Annotated in this window: 19 protein-coding genes; 12 read left to right on the forward strand and 7 right to left on the reverse strand. The window is 71.7% G+C overall.

What is annotated here, in order from left to right; genetic code table 11:
- The first annotated feature begins 5 nt into the window (after positions 1–5).
- Positions 6–485, forward strand: a complete 480-nt coding sequence (locus SJY06_RS12565; RefSeq protein WP_380167873.1) for an aminoacyl-tRNA deacylase — start codon at positions 6–8, stop codon at positions 483–485.
- Between the two features lie 125 nt (positions 486–610).
- Here SJY06_RS12565 and SJY06_RS12570 read toward each other — a convergent pair whose 3' ends face one another.
- Both SJY06_RS12570 and SJY06_RS12575 read right to left on the reverse strand, forming a co-directional pair.
- On the reverse strand, positions 611–3,715 hold the full coding sequence (locus tag SJY06_RS12570) for a DUF4157 domain-containing protein (RefSeq protein WP_380167874.1): 3,105 nt from the start codon (positions 3,713–3,715) through the stop codon (positions 611–613).
- Between the two features lie 236 nt (positions 3,716–3,951).
- The gene (locus SJY06_RS12575; RefSeq protein ID WP_380167875.1) at positions 3,952–4,440 is read right to left on the reverse strand and encodes a hypothetical protein; all 489 of its coding nucleotides are present in this window, start codon (positions 4,438–4,440) and stop codon (positions 3,952–3,954) included.
- A gap of 1,134 nt (positions 4,441–5,574) precedes the next feature.
- Between SJY06_RS12575 and SJY06_RS12580 the strand changes: the two genes are divergently transcribed.
- The 7 genes from SJY06_RS12580 (at position 5,575) to SJY06_RS12610 (ending at position 11,272) form a co-directional block, all read left to right on the forward strand.
- A complete protein-coding gene (locus SJY06_RS12580; protein WP_380167876.1) occupies positions 5,575–6,075 on the forward strand; it encodes a hypothetical protein in 501 nt (166 codons plus the stop codon).
- A gap of 66 nt (positions 6,076–6,141) precedes the next feature.
- Positions 6,142–6,798: a DUF305 domain-containing protein gene (locus tag SJY06_RS12585; RefSeq protein ID WP_380167877.1), complete on the forward strand. Its 657-nt coding sequence runs from the start codon at positions 6,142–6,144 to the stop codon at positions 6,796–6,798.
- 155 nt (positions 6,799–6,953) lie between these two features.
- Positions 6,954–7,709 (forward strand): WD40/YVTN/BNR-like repeat-containing protein, encoded by a 756-nt coding sequence (locus tag SJY06_RS12590; protein WP_380167878.1) that lies wholly within the window; start codon positions 6,954–6,956, stop codon positions 7,707–7,709.
- 74 nt (positions 7,710–7,783) lie between these two features.
- A complete protein-coding gene (locus SJY06_RS12595; RefSeq protein ID WP_380167879.1) occupies positions 7,784–8,323 on the forward strand; it encodes a hypothetical protein in 540 nt (179 codons plus the stop codon).
- Positions 8,320–8,820, forward strand: coding sequence for a hypothetical protein (locus SJY06_RS12600; protein ID WP_380167880.1), 501 nt, complete (start codon positions 8,320–8,322; stop codon positions 8,818–8,820). The genes SJY06_RS12595 and SJY06_RS12600 overlap by 4 nt, the downstream gene beginning before the upstream one ends.
- Positions 8,817–9,824, forward strand: a complete 1,008-nt coding sequence (gene lgt / locus SJY06_RS12605; protein WP_380167881.1) for a prolipoprotein diacylglyceryl transferase — start codon at positions 8,817–8,819, stop codon at positions 9,822–9,824. The genes SJY06_RS12600 and lgt overlap by 4 nt, the downstream gene beginning before the upstream one ends.
- A gap of 146 nt (positions 9,825–9,970) precedes the next feature.
- Positions 9,971–11,272: an APC family permease gene (locus SJY06_RS12610; protein ID WP_380167882.1), complete on the forward strand. Its 1,302-nt coding sequence runs from the start codon at positions 9,971–9,973 to the stop codon at positions 11,270–11,272.
- A gap of 66 nt (positions 11,273–11,338) precedes the next feature.
- Here SJY06_RS12610 and SJY06_RS12615 read toward each other — a convergent pair whose 3' ends face one another.
- The 3 genes from SJY06_RS12615 to SJY06_RS12625 form a co-directional block, all read right to left on the reverse strand.
- A complete protein-coding gene (locus SJY06_RS12615) occupies positions 11,339–12,112 on the reverse strand; it encodes an SGNH/GDSL hydrolase family protein (RefSeq protein ID WP_380167883.1) in 774 nt (257 codons plus the stop codon).
- Positions 12,113–12,132: 20 nt separating this feature from the next.
- Positions 12,133–14,172, reverse strand: coding sequence for a heavy metal translocating P-type ATPase (locus SJY06_RS12620; RefSeq protein WP_380167884.1), 2,040 nt, complete (start codon positions 14,170–14,172; stop codon positions 12,133–12,135).
- Between the two features lie 297 nt (positions 14,173–14,469).
- Positions 14,470–15,306, reverse strand: coding sequence for a class I SAM-dependent methyltransferase (locus SJY06_RS12625; RefSeq protein WP_380167885.1), 837 nt, complete (start codon positions 15,304–15,306; stop codon positions 14,470–14,472).
- 224 nt (positions 15,307–15,530) lie between these two features.
- On the opposite strand from SJY06_RS12625, the gene SJY06_RS12630 reads away from it, so the two are divergent.
- Positions 15,531–16,106 (forward strand): dihydrofolate reductase family protein, encoded by a 576-nt coding sequence (locus SJY06_RS12630; RefSeq protein ID WP_380167886.1) that lies wholly within the window; start codon positions 15,531–15,533, stop codon positions 16,104–16,106.
- Positions 16,107–16,843: 737 nt separating this feature from the next.
- On the opposite strand, the gene SJY06_RS12635 is transcribed toward SJY06_RS12630, so the two are convergent.
- Positions 16,844–17,275: a hypothetical protein gene (locus tag SJY06_RS12635; RefSeq protein ID WP_380167887.1), complete on the reverse strand. Its 432-nt coding sequence runs from the start codon at positions 17,273–17,275 to the stop codon at positions 16,844–16,846.
- A 343-nt stretch (positions 17,276–17,618) separates the two neighbouring features.
- Here SJY06_RS12635 and SJY06_RS12640 point away from each other — a divergent pair, with 343 nt between their 5' ends.
- Together SJY06_RS12640 and SJY06_RS12645 are read left to right on the forward strand one after the other, a co-directional pair.
- Positions 17,619–17,936 (forward strand): helix-turn-helix transcriptional regulator, encoded by a 318-nt coding sequence (locus SJY06_RS12640; protein ID WP_380167888.1) that lies wholly within the window; start codon positions 17,619–17,621, stop codon positions 17,934–17,936.
- Between the two features lie 131 nt (positions 17,937–18,067).
- A complete protein-coding gene (locus SJY06_RS12645; protein ID WP_380167889.1) occupies positions 18,068–18,292 on the forward strand; it encodes a hypothetical protein in 225 nt (74 codons plus the stop codon).
- A gap of 23 nt (positions 18,293–18,315) precedes the next feature.
- Here SJY06_RS12645 and SJY06_RS12650 read toward each other — a convergent pair whose 3' ends face one another.
- Positions 18,316–18,531: a hypothetical protein gene (locus SJY06_RS12650; RefSeq protein ID WP_380167890.1), complete on the reverse strand. Its 216-nt coding sequence runs from the start codon at positions 18,529–18,531 to the stop codon at positions 18,316–18,318.
- A 98-nt stretch (positions 18,532–18,629) separates the two neighbouring features.
- Between SJY06_RS12650 and SJY06_RS12655 the strand changes: the two genes are divergently transcribed.
- Positions 18,630–19,781: a tyrosine-type recombinase/integrase gene (locus SJY06_RS12655; protein ID WP_380167891.1), complete on the forward strand. Its 1,152-nt coding sequence runs from the start codon at positions 18,630–18,632 to the stop codon at positions 19,779–19,781.
- Positions 19,782–19,822: the final 41 nt, after the last annotated feature.

Genomic DNA, 19,822 nt, shown 5'->3' on the forward strand with positions numbered 1-19,822 from the left:
GGACGATGGACGCCCGGAGCGACGACGACACCCCCGCCCTGCGCGCCCTGGCCGGCTCCGGGCTGGCGTACACCGTCACCCGGCACGGCCCCGTGCGGTCGCTGGCCGAGGCGGCCGAGGCGCGCGGCGTGCCGCCCCACTCGCTCGTCAAGACCATGGTCGTCCGCCGCGCCGCGGGCGACCACCTGTTCGTCCTCGTCCCCGGCGACCGCGAGATCTCGTGGCCGAAGCTGCGCGCCCTGCTCGGGGTCAACCGGATCTCGATGCCCGACGCCGCCGCCGCACGCGATGTGACGGGCTACGAGCGGGGCACGATCACCCCGTTCGGCTCCGCCGCTGTCCTGCCCGTCCTGGCCGACGAGCGGCTGGTCGGGCGCACGGTGTCCATCGGCGCCGGAGCCCACGGCGTCGCCGTCACGGTGTCCGCCGACGACGTCGTCGCCCACCTGGGCGCCCAGGTCGCGGACGTCACCGACCCCGCCTGACCGCCCGCCCGTACCGACCAGCGACACCGGACGGGGCCCCGCCGGGCCACCGGCCCCCTGCCGGGCATCCGTTTCGCTGGTCGGTACGCGGTCACGCCGAGGTGAGGCGGCCCTGCTTAAGCCGGTCAGTGAGGGCGCGCCGGGTCGTCGATGTCGGGGGACCAGCTGATGCGGCGGATACCTGCCTTGGCGCCGTTGTAGTCGTCCGTCAGCGTATGGCGGTCGTGGAGCCAGAACTGCTTGCGCTCGACGAAGCCACCCTCGTCCTCGAAGAAGAGGTACAACGACCCGGAGCCCACACCGGTCGGCCCCTGGCCGTCGATGAACAACGTGTAGTTGAAGCCGACGAGGGCCGAGCGGTCGAGCCGGATGGAGTACACCCGGGCGCCGCTGTTGCCCACGACCACCCCGCTCAGGTCGGTGGAGCCGTTGACGGCGACCTGCTCACCCTGGAACAGCGACCCGCCCGTCGCGCGGGCCGTGCCCTGCACCTTGCCGGCGTCACCGGTCGAGAACTCGGCCGTGGCGGTCTGCCCCGGGATCAGCAGGTAGGTGTCGTGCTGGTTGAGGACCCACGGCCGGTTGTCCGGACCGCCCGCCGCGACGCGCTGGGCCACACCGCCCATGTCCTCCCAGTCCAGCTCCAGCCGCGTGCCCGTGGCCGGCCGGTCGGCCCCGCGCCCGTTCCAGACCATGACCCCGGTCCCGGTCGTGATCCAGACGCACGTCCGCGACCCGGTCCCGACCCCGATGTCCGTGGCCTTCCGACCCGCCGGCGTGGCGTCGACCCAGGTCGCCCCGTCGCCGACGGCGGGGTCGGGCCCGTTGCCGGGGACGAGCCTGAGCACGGAACCGGCCTCGTTGACGACCCAGGGGAGTCCGTCCGGGCCGACCGACACGGCGGTGGCCCCACCGGCGACGGGCTGCCACGAGTGGCTGCCGGTGCCCTGCACGCAGCGCATCAGCTGGTGCCCGCCGGGCACGGGTGCCTTGGCCAGCGCCCACACCGACCCGTCGGTGCCGGCGGCGATGTCGACCAGGCCCTCGACGCCGGACACGACGGCACGCTTGCCCTTCTGCCAGGCGACCTTCTGCTTCGGGGTGTAGAAGGAGTCGCCGGCCGCGTTCACGAGCCACGCGCCGCCGTCACCGTCCGCCGCGATCCGGACACCGGCCCCATCGGCGTCGACCCACCTCGCCCGGGTCAGCTGGTCCCGGTACCGGACCCGTCCGTTCCCCTGCGCGTCCAGCCGGTCGGCGTCCAGCGCCCACGCCACCCCGTCGGCCCCCACGGCCACGTCGAGGGCCTCCCCCTCGACCCCTGCCCATCTCCAGCCGCCGGTGCTGTCGATGGTGATGGGGGCCAGTCGGGTACGGAGGAAGCCGACCAGACGGTTCTTCACCCCGTCGAACACGGCACCCGCCTGCTGCTGGTAGCCGTAGGCCCACTCCTCCAGGCTCTGGCTGACGGCCGGGGACCCCGCGTCGTGCACCCGGCTGGGGAACCGTCGGGCGATGTCGGAGGCCGTGACGGTGGTCGTGCCCCCGGCCAGCAGCTCGGTGATGGACCGCTGCGAGAGCTGGGCGGTCGCGCTGGCGACCTGGTACCCGTCGCCACCCTTGATCATCGTGTTGTCCCCGTACAGCTGGAAGGCCTGCGGGTGGTCCTCCGACGACACCCACAGCGAGGAGGAGTTGAAGTGGTCGTGGACGGTGTTGCTGGCCAGCTGCACCACCCCGACGCTGAGGAACGCCAGCCACCGCTTGTACGAGCTGCCCAGCGGGCTGCCGTCCGCCCGGACGCCGGACACCGCCGTCCGTCGGGCCAGGGACCAGTGCTCCGACGCGGTCTGCGGGTCGCGCACCTCGCCCCGCCGGTTCGGGTCGTGGAACGCCGAGTACAGCGGCCGTCCGGCCAGGTCGGGCTGGTGGGCCAGCGTCATGAACTGCAAGAGGTCCCAGTCCGGCACCGAGGAGAACGTGCCGACCCAGTCCAGGTACCACTGCATCACCAGGGTCTTGTTGACCAGGTGACCGGCTGCGAACGAGTCGTGCAGGAAGTGGTCGGCGTACCCGTGGTTGATCCACGCGAGGTTGGTCAGCCGGTCCTTGCGGTGCCCGGTCGCGTGGGCGGCCTGGACCGCGAAGGCCCGGGCCTGCAGGTAGAACTGCTCCCAGCGGTACCAGGAGTGGGGCGCGAAGTGGCAGGCGTTGCGGGCCAGCAGCGAGGAGTAGGCGTTGATGCCCCGGGGGCCGAAGGTGGTGGTGAAGCCGTCCAGCCTGTAGGTCTCCCACAGCGCGTCGGCGGTGTCGGACCCCGTGGTGTCGGCGACGGAGCCGACGAAGCCGCCGAACACGAGGTCCTTGTCGAGCCACTGGTCCTCCAGCACCCAGCTGACCCAGGCGAAGCCCTCCTGCCGTACCTGCTGCAGCAGCGGCAGGAGCAGGTTCTTCGGCATGCTGTCCAGCTCGGCTGGCGAGGCCAGGTAGTCCGCCAGGGTGTTGAGCTCGCCGTAGGTCACCACCAGCCCGCTCACCCGCAAGGTCAGGGGGCGGATCTCGGGGAACCGCTCGGTGATGCTCGCGGCGCTGACGTCCGGGTCCGTCGACCAGAGCAGCAGGAAGTCCCTGACCCGGCGCAGGTAGTCCTTGCGGCCCTCGCCGCCGGCGGCGATCGCGGCGAAGTCGGCGGTGCGGACGTCACCCAGCATCCGGTGCTCCCAGGAGGAGTGCCGCTGCACCACCACCGGACCGGCGTCCGCGGGGCGTGCGGCCCGGTGGCGACGGGTACCAGCCGGCAGCGTTTCCGCGGTGAACGCCCGGGCCGCGGCGACGGCCTCGTCCTCAGCCCGCAGCCAGCCCTCGGGCTCGACCGGGTCGGGCCGGTCCGTGGACTGCTGTGGGTCAGCGGACTGCTGGAGCACGTGGGCGACCTCGTGCGCGAGCAGCTCGACCCCGGCGTCGGAGTCCGGGCGCGGTGCGCCTGCGCGCAGGTAGATGTCCGTGCCGGAGGTGAACGCGTCCGCGTCGAGCGTCCGGGCCAGCGAGTCGGCCTCGGCGTCCTCGTGCAGCCGGATCTGCCTCAGGTCGGCGCGGTACGCCCGCTCGAGCGCGGCCAGCAGCCCGTCGGGCAGGCGTCGTCCCTGGCCACGCCGCGCCCGGATGCGCCGGCCCGCGCACTCGGGGACGGGTCCGTCGGCTGATGGGTGGGGATGTGGTCGTGCGCTCATGGCGTTCCCTCCTGGACGCGGGGAGGGAGGAGGCGACGTCCGGCCAGGGGGTGCGTCGGACCGTGACGGCGGACCTCACCCTCCTGGGGCCTGGGCGGCCCGGTCGACCGAACCTAGTCAAGAAGGCAGGTCACGATCCGCGATACGACTCTGACTCACCCTGTGCGGGTGAGGGCGGGACGCCGCGGACGGACGCGGGTCCCGAGAGGACCTCCCTGCGTCGACGGAGGTTGCGGCTACGGCGTGCCCTGGCGTCTCGCCGGGCGGCCGGCCCTGCGTCGTTCGCGCCGTTCGCGCCGGGCGCGGAGGTGGTCGGCCCGTTCTCGGTGCAGGGCCTCGTCATGGTCGTTCCGCGAGGCCAGCATCCCGGTGGCCCCCCACAGGTCCCAGGCGTTGGCGGTGTTCAGGTGCCCGTACCGGGCGCGCCACGCCCTGCGCGCCGAGGGCCGGCTCAGCCTCACGCTGCGCCAGAGCCGGCGCCAGACGCGCGCTGTGGGGGCGAGGCTGAGCAGGTCCAAGGGGACGAGGGCGGTGAGCACGGCGAGCACCGGGGCGGCCGTACCGAGGGCGAGGACCTGTCGCCAGCTGTTGGGTCCGTCGATGACGGGGCCGAGGGCAACAGCGGACCAGATGAGCAGGACCACAACGACGATGCCGACGGAGTGCAGCGCCCACGACAGCAGAGCCCGCCGCAGTCGTGCCCCCTTGGATCTGCGTGCTCGCACCTCGGGGGCGTCCGCCCGGCGACGCTGCCGTTCGCGCTGCGGTTCCGCCGCTTCACCCGCGAGCCCGCGACCGGGTGGTCGTCGCATGGGGATGATGGTGCCGCAGGTGGGCAGGCTGCGCTGGTGCTTCCTCAGCGGCCAAGCGAACGTGCCTCACCCGGCGCCTGCGTACTCGACGCGCGTCAACCACGCCGAACTCGGTTCGAGCGGGGTGCTGGACGTCCCCGGGGTCGGCCAGGTCAGGCGCGCGGAGGCCTGCCGTGCAGACGGTCCCGATCATGTCGAGCCATGCGAAAGCGGGTCCCCCGGACGGGGACCCGCTCCGCGAACGCGCCGGTCAGCGCGTGGTTGCGGTCACGAGGACCGCAGTGGATCAGATGTCGTAGTACAGCTCGAACTGTTCTTGCGGAAACGGCCAGTCGTCGTCATTGACCGAAAGGCGGTCTGACCTGCGGAAACGTCTATCGTGGCTTGCGGTCCCCGGCGAGGGTTTTCCGACCTCTTGCGGACTGTCTGCGGACTGCGGTCGGGTATCGCGGGCAGCGCAGCCGCCGTGGACAGCTCGGCGTGGCGGTCCCCGGCGGCAGCACGTGACGCCCCTTCGTCGCGCATCTGGTCACCGATACCGTCAGGCACTCTGCCCATGACAACTCGGTGAGTGTGGGGGGCGGGATGGCCAGCGGTCATCACAATCCTGGCTAGCGGAGCTCAGCCACCGAGAGTTGCATCCCATGCAAGAACACTGGACCCACCGCGATTGACGTTGGGCTGGGGTCAGTCAGCACCCTCGACGGTCGACCAGCGGTCGACGGTAGGCGACTGCGGTCCGAGACGCCTCGGTCGCCGGCTCCGTGCACTGGACAGACAATTCCACCGCCGCGTCGTTCAGCGCACCTGAGCGGGACGGTCGGCCGGACGGGTCTGGCGGGGGACCGTAAGCCCTGGGTACTCCCCTCCCGCCTGGCGGCCTGGGCGACCCAGCCGGCGGTCGGCTACCGGAACAGCTCACGCCACAGGCTGGATGTCACCTACTCGTGCAGCAGTCCCTATGGCAGTGGCGTGGCCTTGAGCGGGGGGTCCGCTGCGGGCCCTCCGGTGCGGGTCTGCGCTTGTCGCTCCCCGTACCCTGATGGGGTGCAGTGCCGTGAGGTCCGTAGCGGGCAGGTGAGCCGGTGGGCCCACCTGGGCGTGCTGCTGGTCTTCGCCGCGGGCTTCTTCACGATGCACGGGTTCCTCGCGATATCGGCCCATGCGGACATCCACGGTCAGCAGCACCAGGTCGCCACAACCTTCCCCGCGAACACGGCCGCCCACACCGAGGTCCAACCCGGCCCTCAGACCGGTGGTGCGGAGTTCGGCCCGTCCGCGGCCATCGAGGCGCACGTTGGGGCGGGGAGCACCGATCTTGGGCATGCCCCGGACCGGCCGACGCCTGCGGAGCACCACGACCTGGCTGCGGGCTGTGTGGTCGCCCTGGTCGGGGTTGCCCTGGCCGGGGTTGCCCTGCTGCTCCTACGCCGTTCTACGACGGTCGAGCACCTACGCATCTGTGTCTGCGATGTGATGCAGGGCGTCAGCGTCCTGGCGTCGCGGTGGTCTCCACCACGCGTCGCTCTCTGCGTCATCCGGGTGTAGCCGGGCTCGGCGTCCGCGCCGGCACGGCCCTTTCACACACCCGTACATGACGACAGGAGTTCCACCATGACCACGCCGCGACGCGGCGCGGCAGCCTTTGCGGCTGCCGCGACCCTGACCCTCGTTCTCGCTGCCTGCGGGGACGACACCACCTCGGCCTCGGCCGGGGACGCCCCGACCGCGGCCACCGAGGTGGCCGAGGCCCACAACGACGCCGACATCGCCTTCGCGCAGGGCATGATCCCCCACCACCGGCAGGCGGTGATGATGTCCGAGCTGGCCGAGGACCGCACCGACAACCCCGACGTCCTCGAGCTGACGGAGGAGATCTCCGCCGCGCAGGAGCCGGAGATCCAGACCATGACCGCGTTCCTGGACGCATGGGGCGCCGACGCGCCGATGGGCGACGCCTCCGAGATGCCCATGGACGACATGGAGGGCATGGACCACAGCACCATGGACGCCGACGACATGGCCGGTATGGAGGGCATGTCCGGGATGATGACGCCGCAGCAGATGGCCGACCTCGAGGCCGCCCAGGGCGCCGAGTTCGACCAGATGTTCCTGACCATGATGATCGAGCACCACGAGGGTGCGGTCGAGATGGCGAACACCCAGCTCGACGAGGGCGAGAACCCCGACACCCGCGCCCTGGCCGAGGACATCATCACCGCCCAGGAGTCCGAGATCACTCGGATGCAGGACCTGCTCGACGCGTCATGACCCGCCGGCGGGTATCGCGCGTCCTGCGTGCGGTGGCCCCGTCGCTGCTGGGTTCGTTCGTCCTGCTGCTCGCCGGTTGTGCCGGCGGGCAGGAGGGCGGCGACCCGGCGGCGGGTTTCACCGATCCCGGGATGGGTCATGTCCACGGTCTCGGCGTGGACGCGACGTCGGGGGACGTCTTGGTGGCCACGCACACCGGCCTGTTCCGCCTGAGCCAGGACGAGCCGGACGAGTCGCCGGTTCGGGTCGCGGACCGGTGGCAGGACACGATGGGGTTCACCGTGGACGAGGGGCGCCTGCTGGGCAGCGGGCACCCCGACCTGCGCGAGGACCTCCCGGCCCACCTCGGTCTGATCGAGAGCACCGACGCGGGTCAGACGTGGACGTCGGTGTCGTTGCTGGGCGAGGCGGACCTGCACGCGCTCACCGCGGAAGGTTCGGACGTGTTCGGGTGGGACTCCGTGAGCGGTGCCGTCCTGGCCAGCGACGACGGCGGCAGCACCTGGCAGGACGGTCAGACGTTCGAGGCCGTCACCGACCTCGCCGTCGACACCGGGTCGACCCGCGGGACCGCGCTGCTGGCCACCACCGTGGAGGGCCTGCTCGCGAGCCCGGACCACGGGACCACGTTCACGCAGTTCGACCCGCAGCCGCCGGTCCTGCTGTCCCAGGTCGAGACCACGTCCGTAAGCCCGAGCAGACTGGTCGGGGCAGCCGTCGACGGCACGATCTGGCAACTCACCACGGACTCCTGGACCCGAGTCGGTGCGCTGCCCGCCGCGCCGGCCGCCTTCGCGGTCACCTCAGATGGCCGCTACCTCGCGGCCACCGAGGAGGAGGTCCTACGTTCCGACGACCAGGGACAGACCTGGGACCGGCTCGCTCTTCTGAGTGCCGGCGGCCCGTCGTGACGCGGCCGGGCTCACCCCGGTCCGGTGACCGGGTCCGGCCGCCGGCCGGGACAGCGGTACTGGTCGCCGGGTTCGTGACGTGCCTGCTGCTCGTCGGAGCGGTCCTGCTGGGCTCACGCGGTCCCGGCCCGCTGGACCAGCCGGACGCCGCACAGCAGCGGGACGGCCTGGTCCTGGACGGCCCGACCGTGGCAGCAGACGTTGCGGGCGTGCACCTGCGCGACGTACCGAACGTGCTGCTCTTCGTACGGGACGCACCCGATCCTGACGTGCTCGACACCTGGCGCCACTCCCTCCCAGCCGCCGTGCAGGTCACCGTCGTGGTCCAAGGCCCCCCGCGCGAGGACGACGCTCAGGGCCAGGACGACAGCAACCGCCGCCCCGAGGACCGCACCGAGGACCGTCCCGAGGACAGCCCCCGCCTGGTGGACGTGGTCGAGGACCCGCAGGAGTCGCTCGCCGCGGCGGTCCGACTGCCGCGGCCTGTCGACGAGGGCCCGGGGATCGGCTACGCGGTGGTCGACGCCGCCGGGGTGGTCCGCTACTCCACCCTGGACCCGTCATGGCCGGACAACGCGTTCGAGGTCACCACCATCCTGGAGTCCACCCCATGACCACCAACCTCCCGCCGGCCCTCCCGCCGGCCCTCCCGCCGGGCCTCCCGCCGGGCCCCCCGCCGGCCCTGCGGCCGCTGACCCTGGCCGTTCAGGCGGTCGTGCTCGTGGTGGCCGAGGTGGTCCTGTACCGGACCTACACCGGTCACGACGCGGCGTTCCACTGGTCCACGCACTTCCTCGTCGCGGTCATCGTCACCGTCGCCTGGCACGCGTTGCACCTGCGATGGCGCGCCCGGCCCGCCCCGGCCCAGCTGCTGAGCGTGCTCGGCTTCCACCTGGTCGCGATGGCCCCGGACCTGCTGTTCCGCGCCGGCGTGGCCCACGAGCGGTGGATGGACGTGTTCCTCGGCCACATCAGCAGCCACTACATCCCCGGCGGAGACCGCACCTGGCTGGCCCTGGCCGTCCTCGCCGTCCTGGCCTACACCTGGCAGCTGCGATCCGGGCTCACCCCCGCCCCGGCCTCCCGACCCACCGCTGGAGGGGCCAGGTGAGCGTCCTGCCCTTCGTGAGCGACCTGTCTCAGGTGGTCTCCGCAGCCTCCCCCGGGATCCCTAGCCCCTCGCAGGGCACCTGGTATCTGTGGGTCATCCCGGTCCGGCCCTACGCCCTGCTCATCCTCACCGGCATCGTGGTCGGCGGCTGGCTCGCGAACCGGCGCTGGATCGCCCGCGGCGGGCAGTCCGGCACCGTCGTCGACGTCCTGATGTGGGCCGTGCCGGGCGGCATCATCGGCGCCCGCGCCTACCACGTGCTGTCCCGGCTGCAGGACTACGTCGGAGCGGGCCGGGACCCCTGGGACATCCTCCGGATCTGGGAGGGCGGCCTAGCCATCTTCGGCGGCCTGATCGGCGGCGGCCTCGCCGCCTGGTACGCCTGCCACCGCCTCGGCATCCCCCTGCCCGCCTTCGCCGACGCCCTCGCCCCCGGCATCGCCATCGGTCAGGCCTTCGGCCGCTGGGGCAACTACGTCAACCAGGAGATCTACGGCCGACCCACCAGCCTTCCCTGGGGGCTGCGGATCGACCCCGAGAACCGGCCCGCCGCCTACCCCGACGCCGAGACGTTCCACCCGACGTTCCTGTACGAGTCGCTGTGGAGCCTGCTCACCGCGGCCGTGGTGATCTGGGCCGACCGGCGCTACCGCCTCGGGCACGGCCGGGCGTTCGCGCTGTACCTGGCCATGTACGGCACCGCACGGGCCGTCCTGGAGCTGCTGCGAGTCGACGAGGCCAACCTCGTCCTCGGGGTCCGCGTGAACCAGCTCACCGCCCTGCTCGTCGTCGTGCTGGCCGTGGGCTACATCCTCATCAGCAGCCGACGACGACCCGGACGCGAGACGCACGTCGAAGGCGGCACGGCCGCAGCCGCCGAGGACGTGGATGAGACGACACGCGCAAGCGAGTTCCCCAGGACAACCCCGACCCGAGCCCCGACGGGCACCTCCGCCGCCAACGGCCGCGGCTCGCCGCCCCGGCGACGACATCCGAGTCCGTAGGCAGGGAGCAGGACCTCGACACCCCGACATCCCCTCTCGGCCGAGACAGGGCGCCTGTCCAGCCAAGCTCGCGAGAAAGCGACCACCCCACCCGTACGCGTCGAGACCACGCACGCGACGACGAGATCCCTAGGAAAGGCCCGACGATGGTTCGCACGAACGACAAGATCTCTCTCACCGGGTCGATATCACTCGGTACCGGCGTGATGATCGGCGCGGGGATCTTCGCCCTGATCGGCCAGGTCGCCGGACTGGCCGGCGACTGGTTCCCGGTGGCGTTCCTGCTCGGAGCGATCGTGGCGGGAGTCAGCTCCTACTCCTACGTCCGCTACTCCAGCGTCAATCCTTCTTCCGGCGGCATCGCGATGCTGCTGAAGGACGCCTACGGTCCGGGCGTCGCCGCGGGGTCGTTCTCCCTGTTCATGTACGTGTCGATGGTGGTCGCCGAGAGCCTGCTCGCGCGCACGTTCGGCACCTACCTGCTGCGCCCGTTCGGGCTGCAGGACTCGCAGGTCCTCGTCCCCCTCCTGGGTGTGACGGCGATCGTCGCCGCGGCCGCGGTGAACCTCGTGGGCAACACCCTGGTGGAACGGTCGGCGACCACGACGGCGGTGCTGAAGATCGTCGGCATCGCGGTCCTGGCGATCGCCGGGCTGATCGGCGTCGCCTCGACCGGTGACGGGTTCGGCGCACAGGCGTCGGGCAGCGGGTTCGACGTGGTGGGGCTGCTCGCCGGGACCACGTTGTGCGTGCTGGCCTACAAGGGCTTCACCACCATCACCAACCAGGGTGACGACCTCCAGGACCCCAAGAAGAACATCGCACGATCCATCATCGGCTCCCTGCTCATCTGCACGGTGCTGTACCTGCTGATCACCGTCTCCGTCGAAGCCAGCATCGGAGCCGAGGGTGCGGTCGAGGCCCGCGACTACGCCCTCGCCCAGGCCGCGGAACCGCTCTTCGGCGCCTGGGGCGTCGGGATCACGGTCGCGGTCGCCGTCATCGCCACCCTGTCAGGGCTGCTCGCCAGCCTCTACTCCGTCTCGCGCCTGTACGCGATGCTGCAGGACATGGGGCAGGCGCCGTCGCTGCCGAAGACAATCACCCACCAGCCGATGGTCATCACCGCCGGCCTGGCCATCCTGGCCACCGCGTTCCTCGACCTCACCCAGATCGCGTCCATGGGTGCGTTCCTCTACCTCGCCATGGACATCGCCGTGCAGTGGGGCACCATCCGCCACCTCCGAGACAAGACCGGCGCGACGCCCTGGATACCGGGGCTCACGGTCGTGCTGGACCTCGCCATCCTCGTCCCCTTCACCGTCCTGAAGGTCCAGGACGACCCCTTGACGGTCGTCGTCGCCGCGGCCGTCGCCGCCACCATCGTCATCGCCCAGACCATCGCCACCAGGAGCCACGGGACACCCGCGCCGCAGGCCCACTCCTAGGCCACCCGCTGGTGACGGGCTGAGCGCAGGGGTGGGTGATCGGCTCGACGCGACGGCACTGGACGATCACCCGGCACCGTGTACCGGGCTCTGGTCGACCGGGGGTGAACCCGACGTGCTTATGGTGCGCCAGAACGCCCGGGCCCAGACGGCGTGGCCGTGGTCGTTCGGGTGGAACGCGTCGGCCGCGGTCTGCGTCAGCATCGCCGACCACCCCTGGCCACGGAGCTCGTCGTTCAGCGGCACCACGACCAGGCCCGCCTCGCGGGCGGCGTCCCGGATGATGCCGGCCGCCTCGGCGGAGTCGGTCTCCCAGTGTCCGTGCATGAAGTACGGCACGTCCGCGACGAACGTGCCCTCGGGCAGACCTGCGACGAGGCGGGCCACGTCGGCCTCGAACCGGGCGCGGTCATAGCCGATGACGTCGTTGCCGCCGATGGCCACCGTCACCAGATCCGGAACCAGGCCCGGGACCAGGTCCGGATCCAGGTCCGCGAGGCGGGGCAGCTGCCGTTCGGTGACGTCGGCCACCTTCGCCCCGGACACGCTGAGATTGATCACCAGCACCGGTTTCCCGCTGCCCTGGCGGAGCGTCTCGGCGAGCTGCCCGACGTAGCCGTTCCATGGTCGGCTCGCGCCGACACCCTGCGCGGCCGAATCACCCAGGGCCACGTAGACCAGACCCCCCACGTCCCCGCGGGGTCGCGACCAGTAGACGCGGGCCCGGTCCACGCCCCGCCGCACGCGCACCACCCGCCCCAGCCACACCATCAGCGCCACCCCGACCAACCCCGCAACGACCAGCCCGCCGATCGGCTCGCCGGCCGATCCGCTGGCCATCCCGCCGGTTGATGCTCGCCTCATGCGTCAGCGGGCTCTGCCGTCCGCGCCGCCACAGGTTCCTCATGCTCCAGACCCTCCAGCCGGACCCGGCGCAGCAGCTGCGCGTTCAGAGCGACCACGACGGTGGACGCGCTCATCAGGACGGCCCCCAGGGCCATGGGCAGCACGAACCCGACGGGGGCGAGGACGCCGGCCGCGAGCGGGATGGCGAGGATGTTGTAGCCGGCGGCCCACCACAGGTTCTGCATCATCTTCCGGTACGTCGCGGCCGACAGGGTCCGGATGGCGAGCACGGCCCGGGGGTCGTCGGAGGCCAGCACGATCCCGGCGGACTGCACCGCGACCGCGGTCCCGGCGCCGATGGCGATGCCGACGTCGGCACGCGACAGCGCGGGGGCGTCGTTGACCCCATCACCCACCATGGCCACGCTCAACCCGCGGGCCTGCAGCTCGGTGACCTTGGCGTCCTTGTCCTGCGGCAGGACCTCCGCGAACACCTCGTCGATGCCGAGCTCGCGCCCGACGGCCTCGGCGACGGAACGGGCATCGCCGGTCACCATCGCGACGGTGACCCCGCTGTCCTGCAGGGCCCGGACGGCCTCGCGGGACACGTCGCGCACCTCGTCCTCCAGCGCCACGGCCCCGACGACCGTCTCGTCGGCCACCACGTGCAGCACGGCGGCCCCACGCTCGGTCCAGGGCCGCGCCCAGGCGGCCAGCTCGTCGGGGACGTTGACGTCCAGCTCACGCAGCAGCGCCGGGCCCCCGACCGACACCGTGCGACCTCCCACGTCGGCCTGGACCCCGCGGCCGGTCAGCGACCGGAACCCGGTCGCGGTCGGCAGGGTTGCAGACGCCTCGACGGCGTGGGCGTGGATGGCCCGCGCGAGCGGGTGCTCGGAGTCCGCCTCGACCGCACCGGCCAGGCGCAGCACCTCGGTCTCGTCGTGCCCGGGGGCCGTGCCTACGGCCGCGACGACGTGCTGGCCGCGGGTCAGGGTTCCGGTCTTGTCGAACAGGACCGCGTCGATGGTCCGCATCCGCTCCAACGCGATCCGGTCGGTGACGAGGATCCCGGACCGCGAGGCCTTCGCGGTCGAGATGGCCGTCACCAGCGGGATCGCCAGCCCCAGGGCGTGGGGGCAGGCGATCACCAGGACCGTGACCGTGCGGTCGACGGCGAACGCCGGCTGACCCAGCAGCGTCCACACCAGCGCCGTCAGGACCCCCGAGGCCAAGGCCACGTAGAACAGCAGCGCGGCCGCCCGGTCCGCCAGGGCCTGGGCGCGGGAGCGGGACGACTGCGCCTGCTCGATCAGGCGCCGGATCCCCGCCAGGGAGGTGTCGTCGCCGGTGGCGGTCACGCGCACCCGCAGGCTGGAGTCGGCGACGACCGTGCCCGCGACCACTGTGTCGCCGGTGGACCGGCTGACCGGGGTGGACTCCCCGGTGATCATCGACTCGTCGACGTCCGCGGTGCCCTCGGCCACCACGCCGTCGGCAGGGACCCGGGCCCCGGGCCGGACCAGGACCAGGTCGTCGGTCTGCAGGTCGCTGCTGCGCACCGTCTCCGTGCTGCCGTCGGGCATGACCCGGTCCGCCTCGTCGGGCAGCAGATCCTCCAGCGCGGCCAGCGCGCCCTGGGCCTGGCCGATGGCCCGCATCTCGATCCAGTGCCCCAGCAGCATGATCGCGATCAGCAGCGCCAGCTCCCACCAGAGCTCCTGGTCGAACACCCCCAGCGCGGTGGCCATCGAGGCCACGTAGGCCACGGTGATGGCCAGGCTGATCAGCAGCATCATCCCGGGGGTGCGGGACCGCAGCTCGCTCGAGCCTCCGGTGAGGAACGGCCACCCGCCGTAGAAGAAGATCACCGACCCCAGGACCGGGCCGATCAGGTCCTGGCCCGGCACCTGCGGCGCGGCATACCCGAGCAGCATCTGCACGTGCTGCGACCAGACGACCACCGGCACCGCGAGGACCAGCGTCAACCAGAACCGGTCACGGAACTGCGCGGCATGGTCCCCGTGCCCACCGTGCCCGCCGCGTCCGTCCACCTCATGAGCCGAACTCGATTCGGCGTCGGGGGCGGTGTGCTCCTGATGAGCACTGGCGTCCTGTCCGTGCGAAGCAGGTTCGCTGTGCAGGTTAGTCACGATGTCTCCGTTCGCAGGTACCCCTAGGGGGTATGCACAGGCTAGTCCTCATCCGCTAGATCACAACCTCCACGCGGCGAGTCGCGCTAGGGCGACGAGACCTGCTGCGCCCCCGAAATACCCCACGCGTGCCGTCCCAGTAGAGGGCCGGCTAGCGGCCCCAGCGCATGCGGACCTCGTCGCCGACGCCGAAATCGGTCAACGGGACGCTGCGTTCGGGCCGTCCGGCAGGGGGGATGGTTCAGCGGGGACCCGGGCCACGGCGCATCTCGCGAGTGCCCCGAGCCTCAGCGGCCCGTCGGGCGAGCCGCACCGTTGGAACAGCGCCGCCCGTAGCCGCTCCCGGTCCTCGTCGTCCAGAGAGACGCAGTACGCGCCGGCGGGTCCGATGCCCGCAAGGAAACCGTTCCACAGCTCGTCGAAGGACGCGTACGTCGACGCGACGCTGAGCGTCGACTCGGCGACATCCTCCAGCGCTACGGAGGCAAAGAGTTCGGCGATCTCACCCGGTCGCCCGAACCTAAGCGTTCGGGCTTCGTCGGGAGCATGCGGGTCCACGCTGAGGGCGGCGTCCCAGAACGCGCGCAGCATCTCCATGCCGTCCGCGAAGTCCCAGACGCACGCGGCGACGGTTCCACCGGGTCGGGTGACGCGAGCCATCTCAGTGGCAGCCCGGCTCGGGTCGGACACGAAATGCAGCACCAACTGCGCCAACGCATGGTCGACGGTGTCGTCCGCGAAGGGGATCGCCTCGGCTCGGCCCAGCGTCACGACCACTCCCGGAAGCCTGGCCGCGCAGGCGTCGCGGAACGGCGGGGAGGGATCACATGCGTAGACGGCGTCAGGCCCGAGGCGCGACGCGAGGACTTCGGTGAGCGCCCCCGGACCACAGCCGAGGTCGAGCGCCGTGGCACCGGCTGCCACGCCCGCCTCGTCGGCAAACAGCTCGCCGAGCGGGACGGAGTAGCGACCCATGAACGAGTCGTACGCGGAGCCCGCGACGGAGAAGGTGCGAGCGCCCTCGACGTGGTCCATCGGCACCTCCATTAGGTCGTGACGAGACGCTACGCCCTTAGGGCCCCCGTCGTGGTGAGCAGCGCAGAGAACGACCCGGGGGTGGGCTGCCGGCCGCCCTTCCCGATCGCGGATCGCCCTCTGAACCGGTCCGGTTCCAGTCCTGATACACCGGAGTATCGCAACTCGACCGATGAGTCCGGCGTCTGCAGCCGGTCAGAGCCACAACTACCCACGGAGGACACATGGCACGCGAGCTCGTCTGGACCGGCTTCACTACTATCGACGGCAAGGTCGACTCACCCGGCGGCACCGAGGAGGGGCATCATGGCGGCGGCTGGGTCATGCAGACCGAGTTCCTCCCCGAAGCGTTCGCCCTCAAGGGCGAGGAGCTGGCCGAAACCTCGGCGCTGATGTTCGGCAGGCGCAGCTACGAGGCGTTCGCCCCCATTTGGAGCAAGTCCTCCGACCACGCCGCGTACCAGGAACTGCCCAAGTACGTCGTCTCCAGCGGCATCGCCAACGATGACCTCGCCGACAACTGGGGTCCGACCACGGTCCTGCGCTCCACCGACGAGGTCGCAGCGCTGAGGGAGGAGCAGGGTGGTGCGATCTTCATCCACGGCAGCGCCGAGCTGGCCCGCCGACTTGGCGAGGCGGGTCTGATCGATCGCTACCACCTTCTGGTCTTCCCCTACGTGCTCGGCGGGGGCAAGTCGCTGTTCCCCGAGGGCGGTCAGCGACAGTCGCTGCGGCTACTGGCGTCGGAGACCTATCCCAACGGCGTCATGAAGGCGGTCTACGAAGTGTCGCGTCCCTAACGGACGACTCTCGGGTCCGTCTGAGCCGCGAGCGGCACAGGCAATCGGCCGCAGAGCCCGCCCGTCACCGGCAACCGACCCTCTACCGGTGCGACCCCGCCAAAGGTCGCGCTGCGAGCCCTTGAATCGGCCGCGGCGCCGCACAAACCCCTCTTCCCGGCTGACGATCCGCCTGCGGGACGCCCTGCGCAGCACCCTCCTCGACCTCACGGCCGTCTGGAGCCTTGGGGGGCAGCGCCACCGGCGGGTTGGGCCGAGGAAGGTCGGGGCACGGGTCAGGAATCGCCGGTTCCGCGCGGCGGGTTTGAGCGAAGGGCCCATCCTCGCGGAGTTGGCACCCGCGTACAGGCGGAGCAAGAGTCAGCCGGACGACGCCAAGCCGAGCCGGCGACCGGTGAGCTCTTCACCCGCGGCGACCCCACTCTCAGGACTTCCTCGATGCCGCTCTCTCAGCACCATGAGAGGCCGCCACACGGCAGCGTTCCCCCTGTGCCGGATGCTCAAGATCATCTGGCACACACCTCTTGCATCTCCGGTTCGGTTCTGGCGGGCGAAATTCAGCGGACCCCCGAGGCGGCAACACGGTTGGGCTGACTGGCGTCGGCACCTTGGGTGGCCCACCCCGTCCCTCAGTTGAGCGCACCGCCGCGCCCTGAGGCAGGGGATGACTCCGGCAGGCGGGTTCGGGGTCGATGGAGGTAGGCCTCCGGCGATGGGGCGGCGCGCCCGCATGGCGCCTACATCGCCTGCTCGGCCGCCTCGAGCAGACGCTGGTTGATGGCGCCGGTGGCCACGCCGCAGGCGACGTGGAAGCTCCACCCCGGGGGTACCGGGATCGAGAGGGCAGCCCCCTTGAGGAGGTCGGCCAGTTCTCGTGCCGAGTTGCGGTCGTCGCCGAGGCGAACCGCCATGAACTGACCGCCGCTGACCCGGTACACCTCTACGTCCGGAGGGGCAGCGGTCTGCAGAGCCGTGGCCAGGCGGATGAGCAGCAGGTCTCCAGCGACGGGGCTGAAGTCCATGTTGAACCGCAACATGCTGGCCGGGTTGAGGAACACGGCCGTGCCGGGGCGGTCCCTGTGGCCCGCCACCCATGCGTCAAGGGCAGGCCTGCTACCCAGCAGGGTCATGCCGTCCAGGCCCCACGGGGGGCGCAGGTCAGCGCGCACCCGATCCCGCCTGCCGCAGCGGGCGCACCTAAGCGCAGACCAATGCTCCTGGGCGTTCCAGCCGTCAAACCGCCAGTCGTGCTTCGGGCAGTGCCGCTCCTCGGTCACGCCGAAGCATGGCAGTCCGAGCATGTACCCCGACGCTGCATCGCTGGGTCCTGGGCGGGGTCCGTCAGCCGTGTCGTCCTCGAGCCCGCCGGGGGAGCGGCGGCGGCGTCATCAGTCCGCCATCGGAGGGGACCGGCCGCAAATTGCTCCGGTCCGAGGTGATCGCCAAGGCGCTCGGATGGCCCTTCTCGAGTGACAGGCAGTGTCGGCCAACCACTCACGAGGAGACGAGCACATGGAGAACAACGCGGACGGCGAGCGCCAGCCGGCGCTCTGGGAGGGCGCTGACATCAGGCGAGACAGGACGCACGCGGGCATCCGCCCGTCGAGGGTGGCGGCGGCACCGGTACGCCCGGGAGCGTCGACGCCGAAGGACGTCGGCGACCTCTGGACCATCAACGAGGTCGCGAGCTACCTCGGGGTGCCCAAGCAGACCGTGTACTGCTGGCGCACGACCGGCTACGGGCCCCACGGCTTCCGCGTCGGCAAGCACCTGCGGTGGAGGGCCGCAACCGTGATCGCCTGGACCGTCGAGATGGAGCGCCAACAGTGATCGTCGAGCGCGCCTGCCCCAGGTGCGGCGCGGCCATCCACGACGTCGTGGATCCGCGCCCCGCCGGTCGGCCGCGGCGGTGGTGCTCGCCACGCTGCCGTCGGGCGGCGTCGGAGGAGCGACGCGCGGCAGTGAACGGGGCGATCGCGATCGAGTACGTCACGGTGGAGGCCGACCTGGACGAGCACGTGCGCGCGGTCCTCGACTCACCCACCGCCTGCCGTCGGGTGCTCCGCGACGTCCGGGAGCGGGCCGAGGCCGGCCTGCTCGAGGGCGCACGCTGGAGCAGCGTGCACTCTGAGATCGAGCGCTTCCGACCCCGAGCCACATCACCCATGAGGTGGCGACTGCGGTGACGAGGCAGGACGACCGGCAGCGACTACGCCACGACCGCATAGAACGCCGGCTCCACGCGCTGGAGAAGCGTGAGCGAGAGGCGGAACTGCTCGTCGCGCAGGTTCACGACGCCCTCGCCCAGCGTGCTGCCCTTACCGCGGAGATGGAGCGACGAGCGGGCCGCCTCCTGGTCGAGATCAAGGCGCTCGGGTGGCCGCCGGTCCGTGCCACCGCCCACCACTGCGGCGTCAGTGTCCACGAGCTGCTCCGCCTCCGTCGCCTGGCTGAGGCTGTGGACGAGCCGGATGGCCGTCCGGCTGGTCTGCCTACCCTGGACGGCCACGAAGCAGGTGAGTGATGGCCAGCATCAACAAGCGCCCGAACGGCACGTGGCGTGCCCGGTACCGCGACGACACCGGCCGCGAGCACGCCCGGCACTTCGGCCGTAGGGCCACCGCGCAGGCGTGGCTCGACGAGCAGACCGCCAAGCTCGTCGCCGGCACCCACGTCACGCCGCGGCAGGCGCGGACGACCGTGGGGGAGTGGTGCGACACCTGGCTCGAGGGCTACCGCGGTCACCGACCCACGACGGTGCGGCAGGCCGAGGTGCACATCGCCCGTATCCGCGCCGAGTTCGGCGGCAAGCGGCTGTCCGACATCCGCCCGTCGCACGTCCGGACCTGGTGCGCCGACCTCAGCGCCGAGGGCCTGGCCGACTCCTACGTGTACGCCCTCCACGCCCGGCTCGCCCAGCTCTTCGCCGACGCGGTGCACGACGGACTCGTGGCGAAGTCGCCGTGCTCACGGCGCACGTCCCCGGCGGCCGGCAAGCAGCGGGCGTACGTCGCCACCACCGAGCAGGTGTGGGCGCTGCACGACGCGGTGCCCGAGCACCTGCGCGCCGCAGTCCTGCTTGGCGCCTTCGCCGGCCTCCGCCTGGCCGAGGCGTGCGGCCTGCGGGTGAGCGACGTCGACTTCATGCGGGGCGTCGTCTCGCCCGCGGTGCAGTACCCGGCGGAGCCGCTGAAGAGCGAGACGTCGCGGGCGAGCATCCCTGTCGGGCAGTCGATGGCGCTCGAGCTCGCCGGGCACGTCGGACGTCATCCGTCAGCCCACGGGTCGCTGCTGATCGACCAGCTCGGTCGGCAGCTGGCGCCCTGGACGCTCGAGCGGGCAATTCGTCGGGCCCGGTCCAGCCACGTCGCCGGCCTCGGCACCGCCCACGCGAAGAAGTGCACCGGCTGCCTCGTGCCGGGCCTGCCGCCCGACTTCCGGTTCCACGACCTCCGGCACTACTTCGCGTCGCTGCTCATCGCCAGCGGTGCCGACGTGAAGGTCGTCCAGGCGCGTCTGCGGCACGCGAGCGCCAAGACGACGCTGGACACCTACGGCCACCTGTGGCCCGACTCCGAGGAGCGGACCGCGGCGGCCATCGACGCCGCCCTCGCCTCGCGGACCAGAACGTCGAACGGGGTACCGCCACCGACGACAAGGGTCCGCCGACGGTGACGTCGGCGGACCCTCGTGCGGACTTCTTGCGGACTCCCTGC

It is taken from the genome of Jannaschia sp. R86511 (genome assembly GCF_042466345.1).
Classification (GTDB): domain Bacteria; phylum Actinomycetota; class Actinomycetes; order Actinomycetales; family JBBAYJ01; genus Aquipuribacter.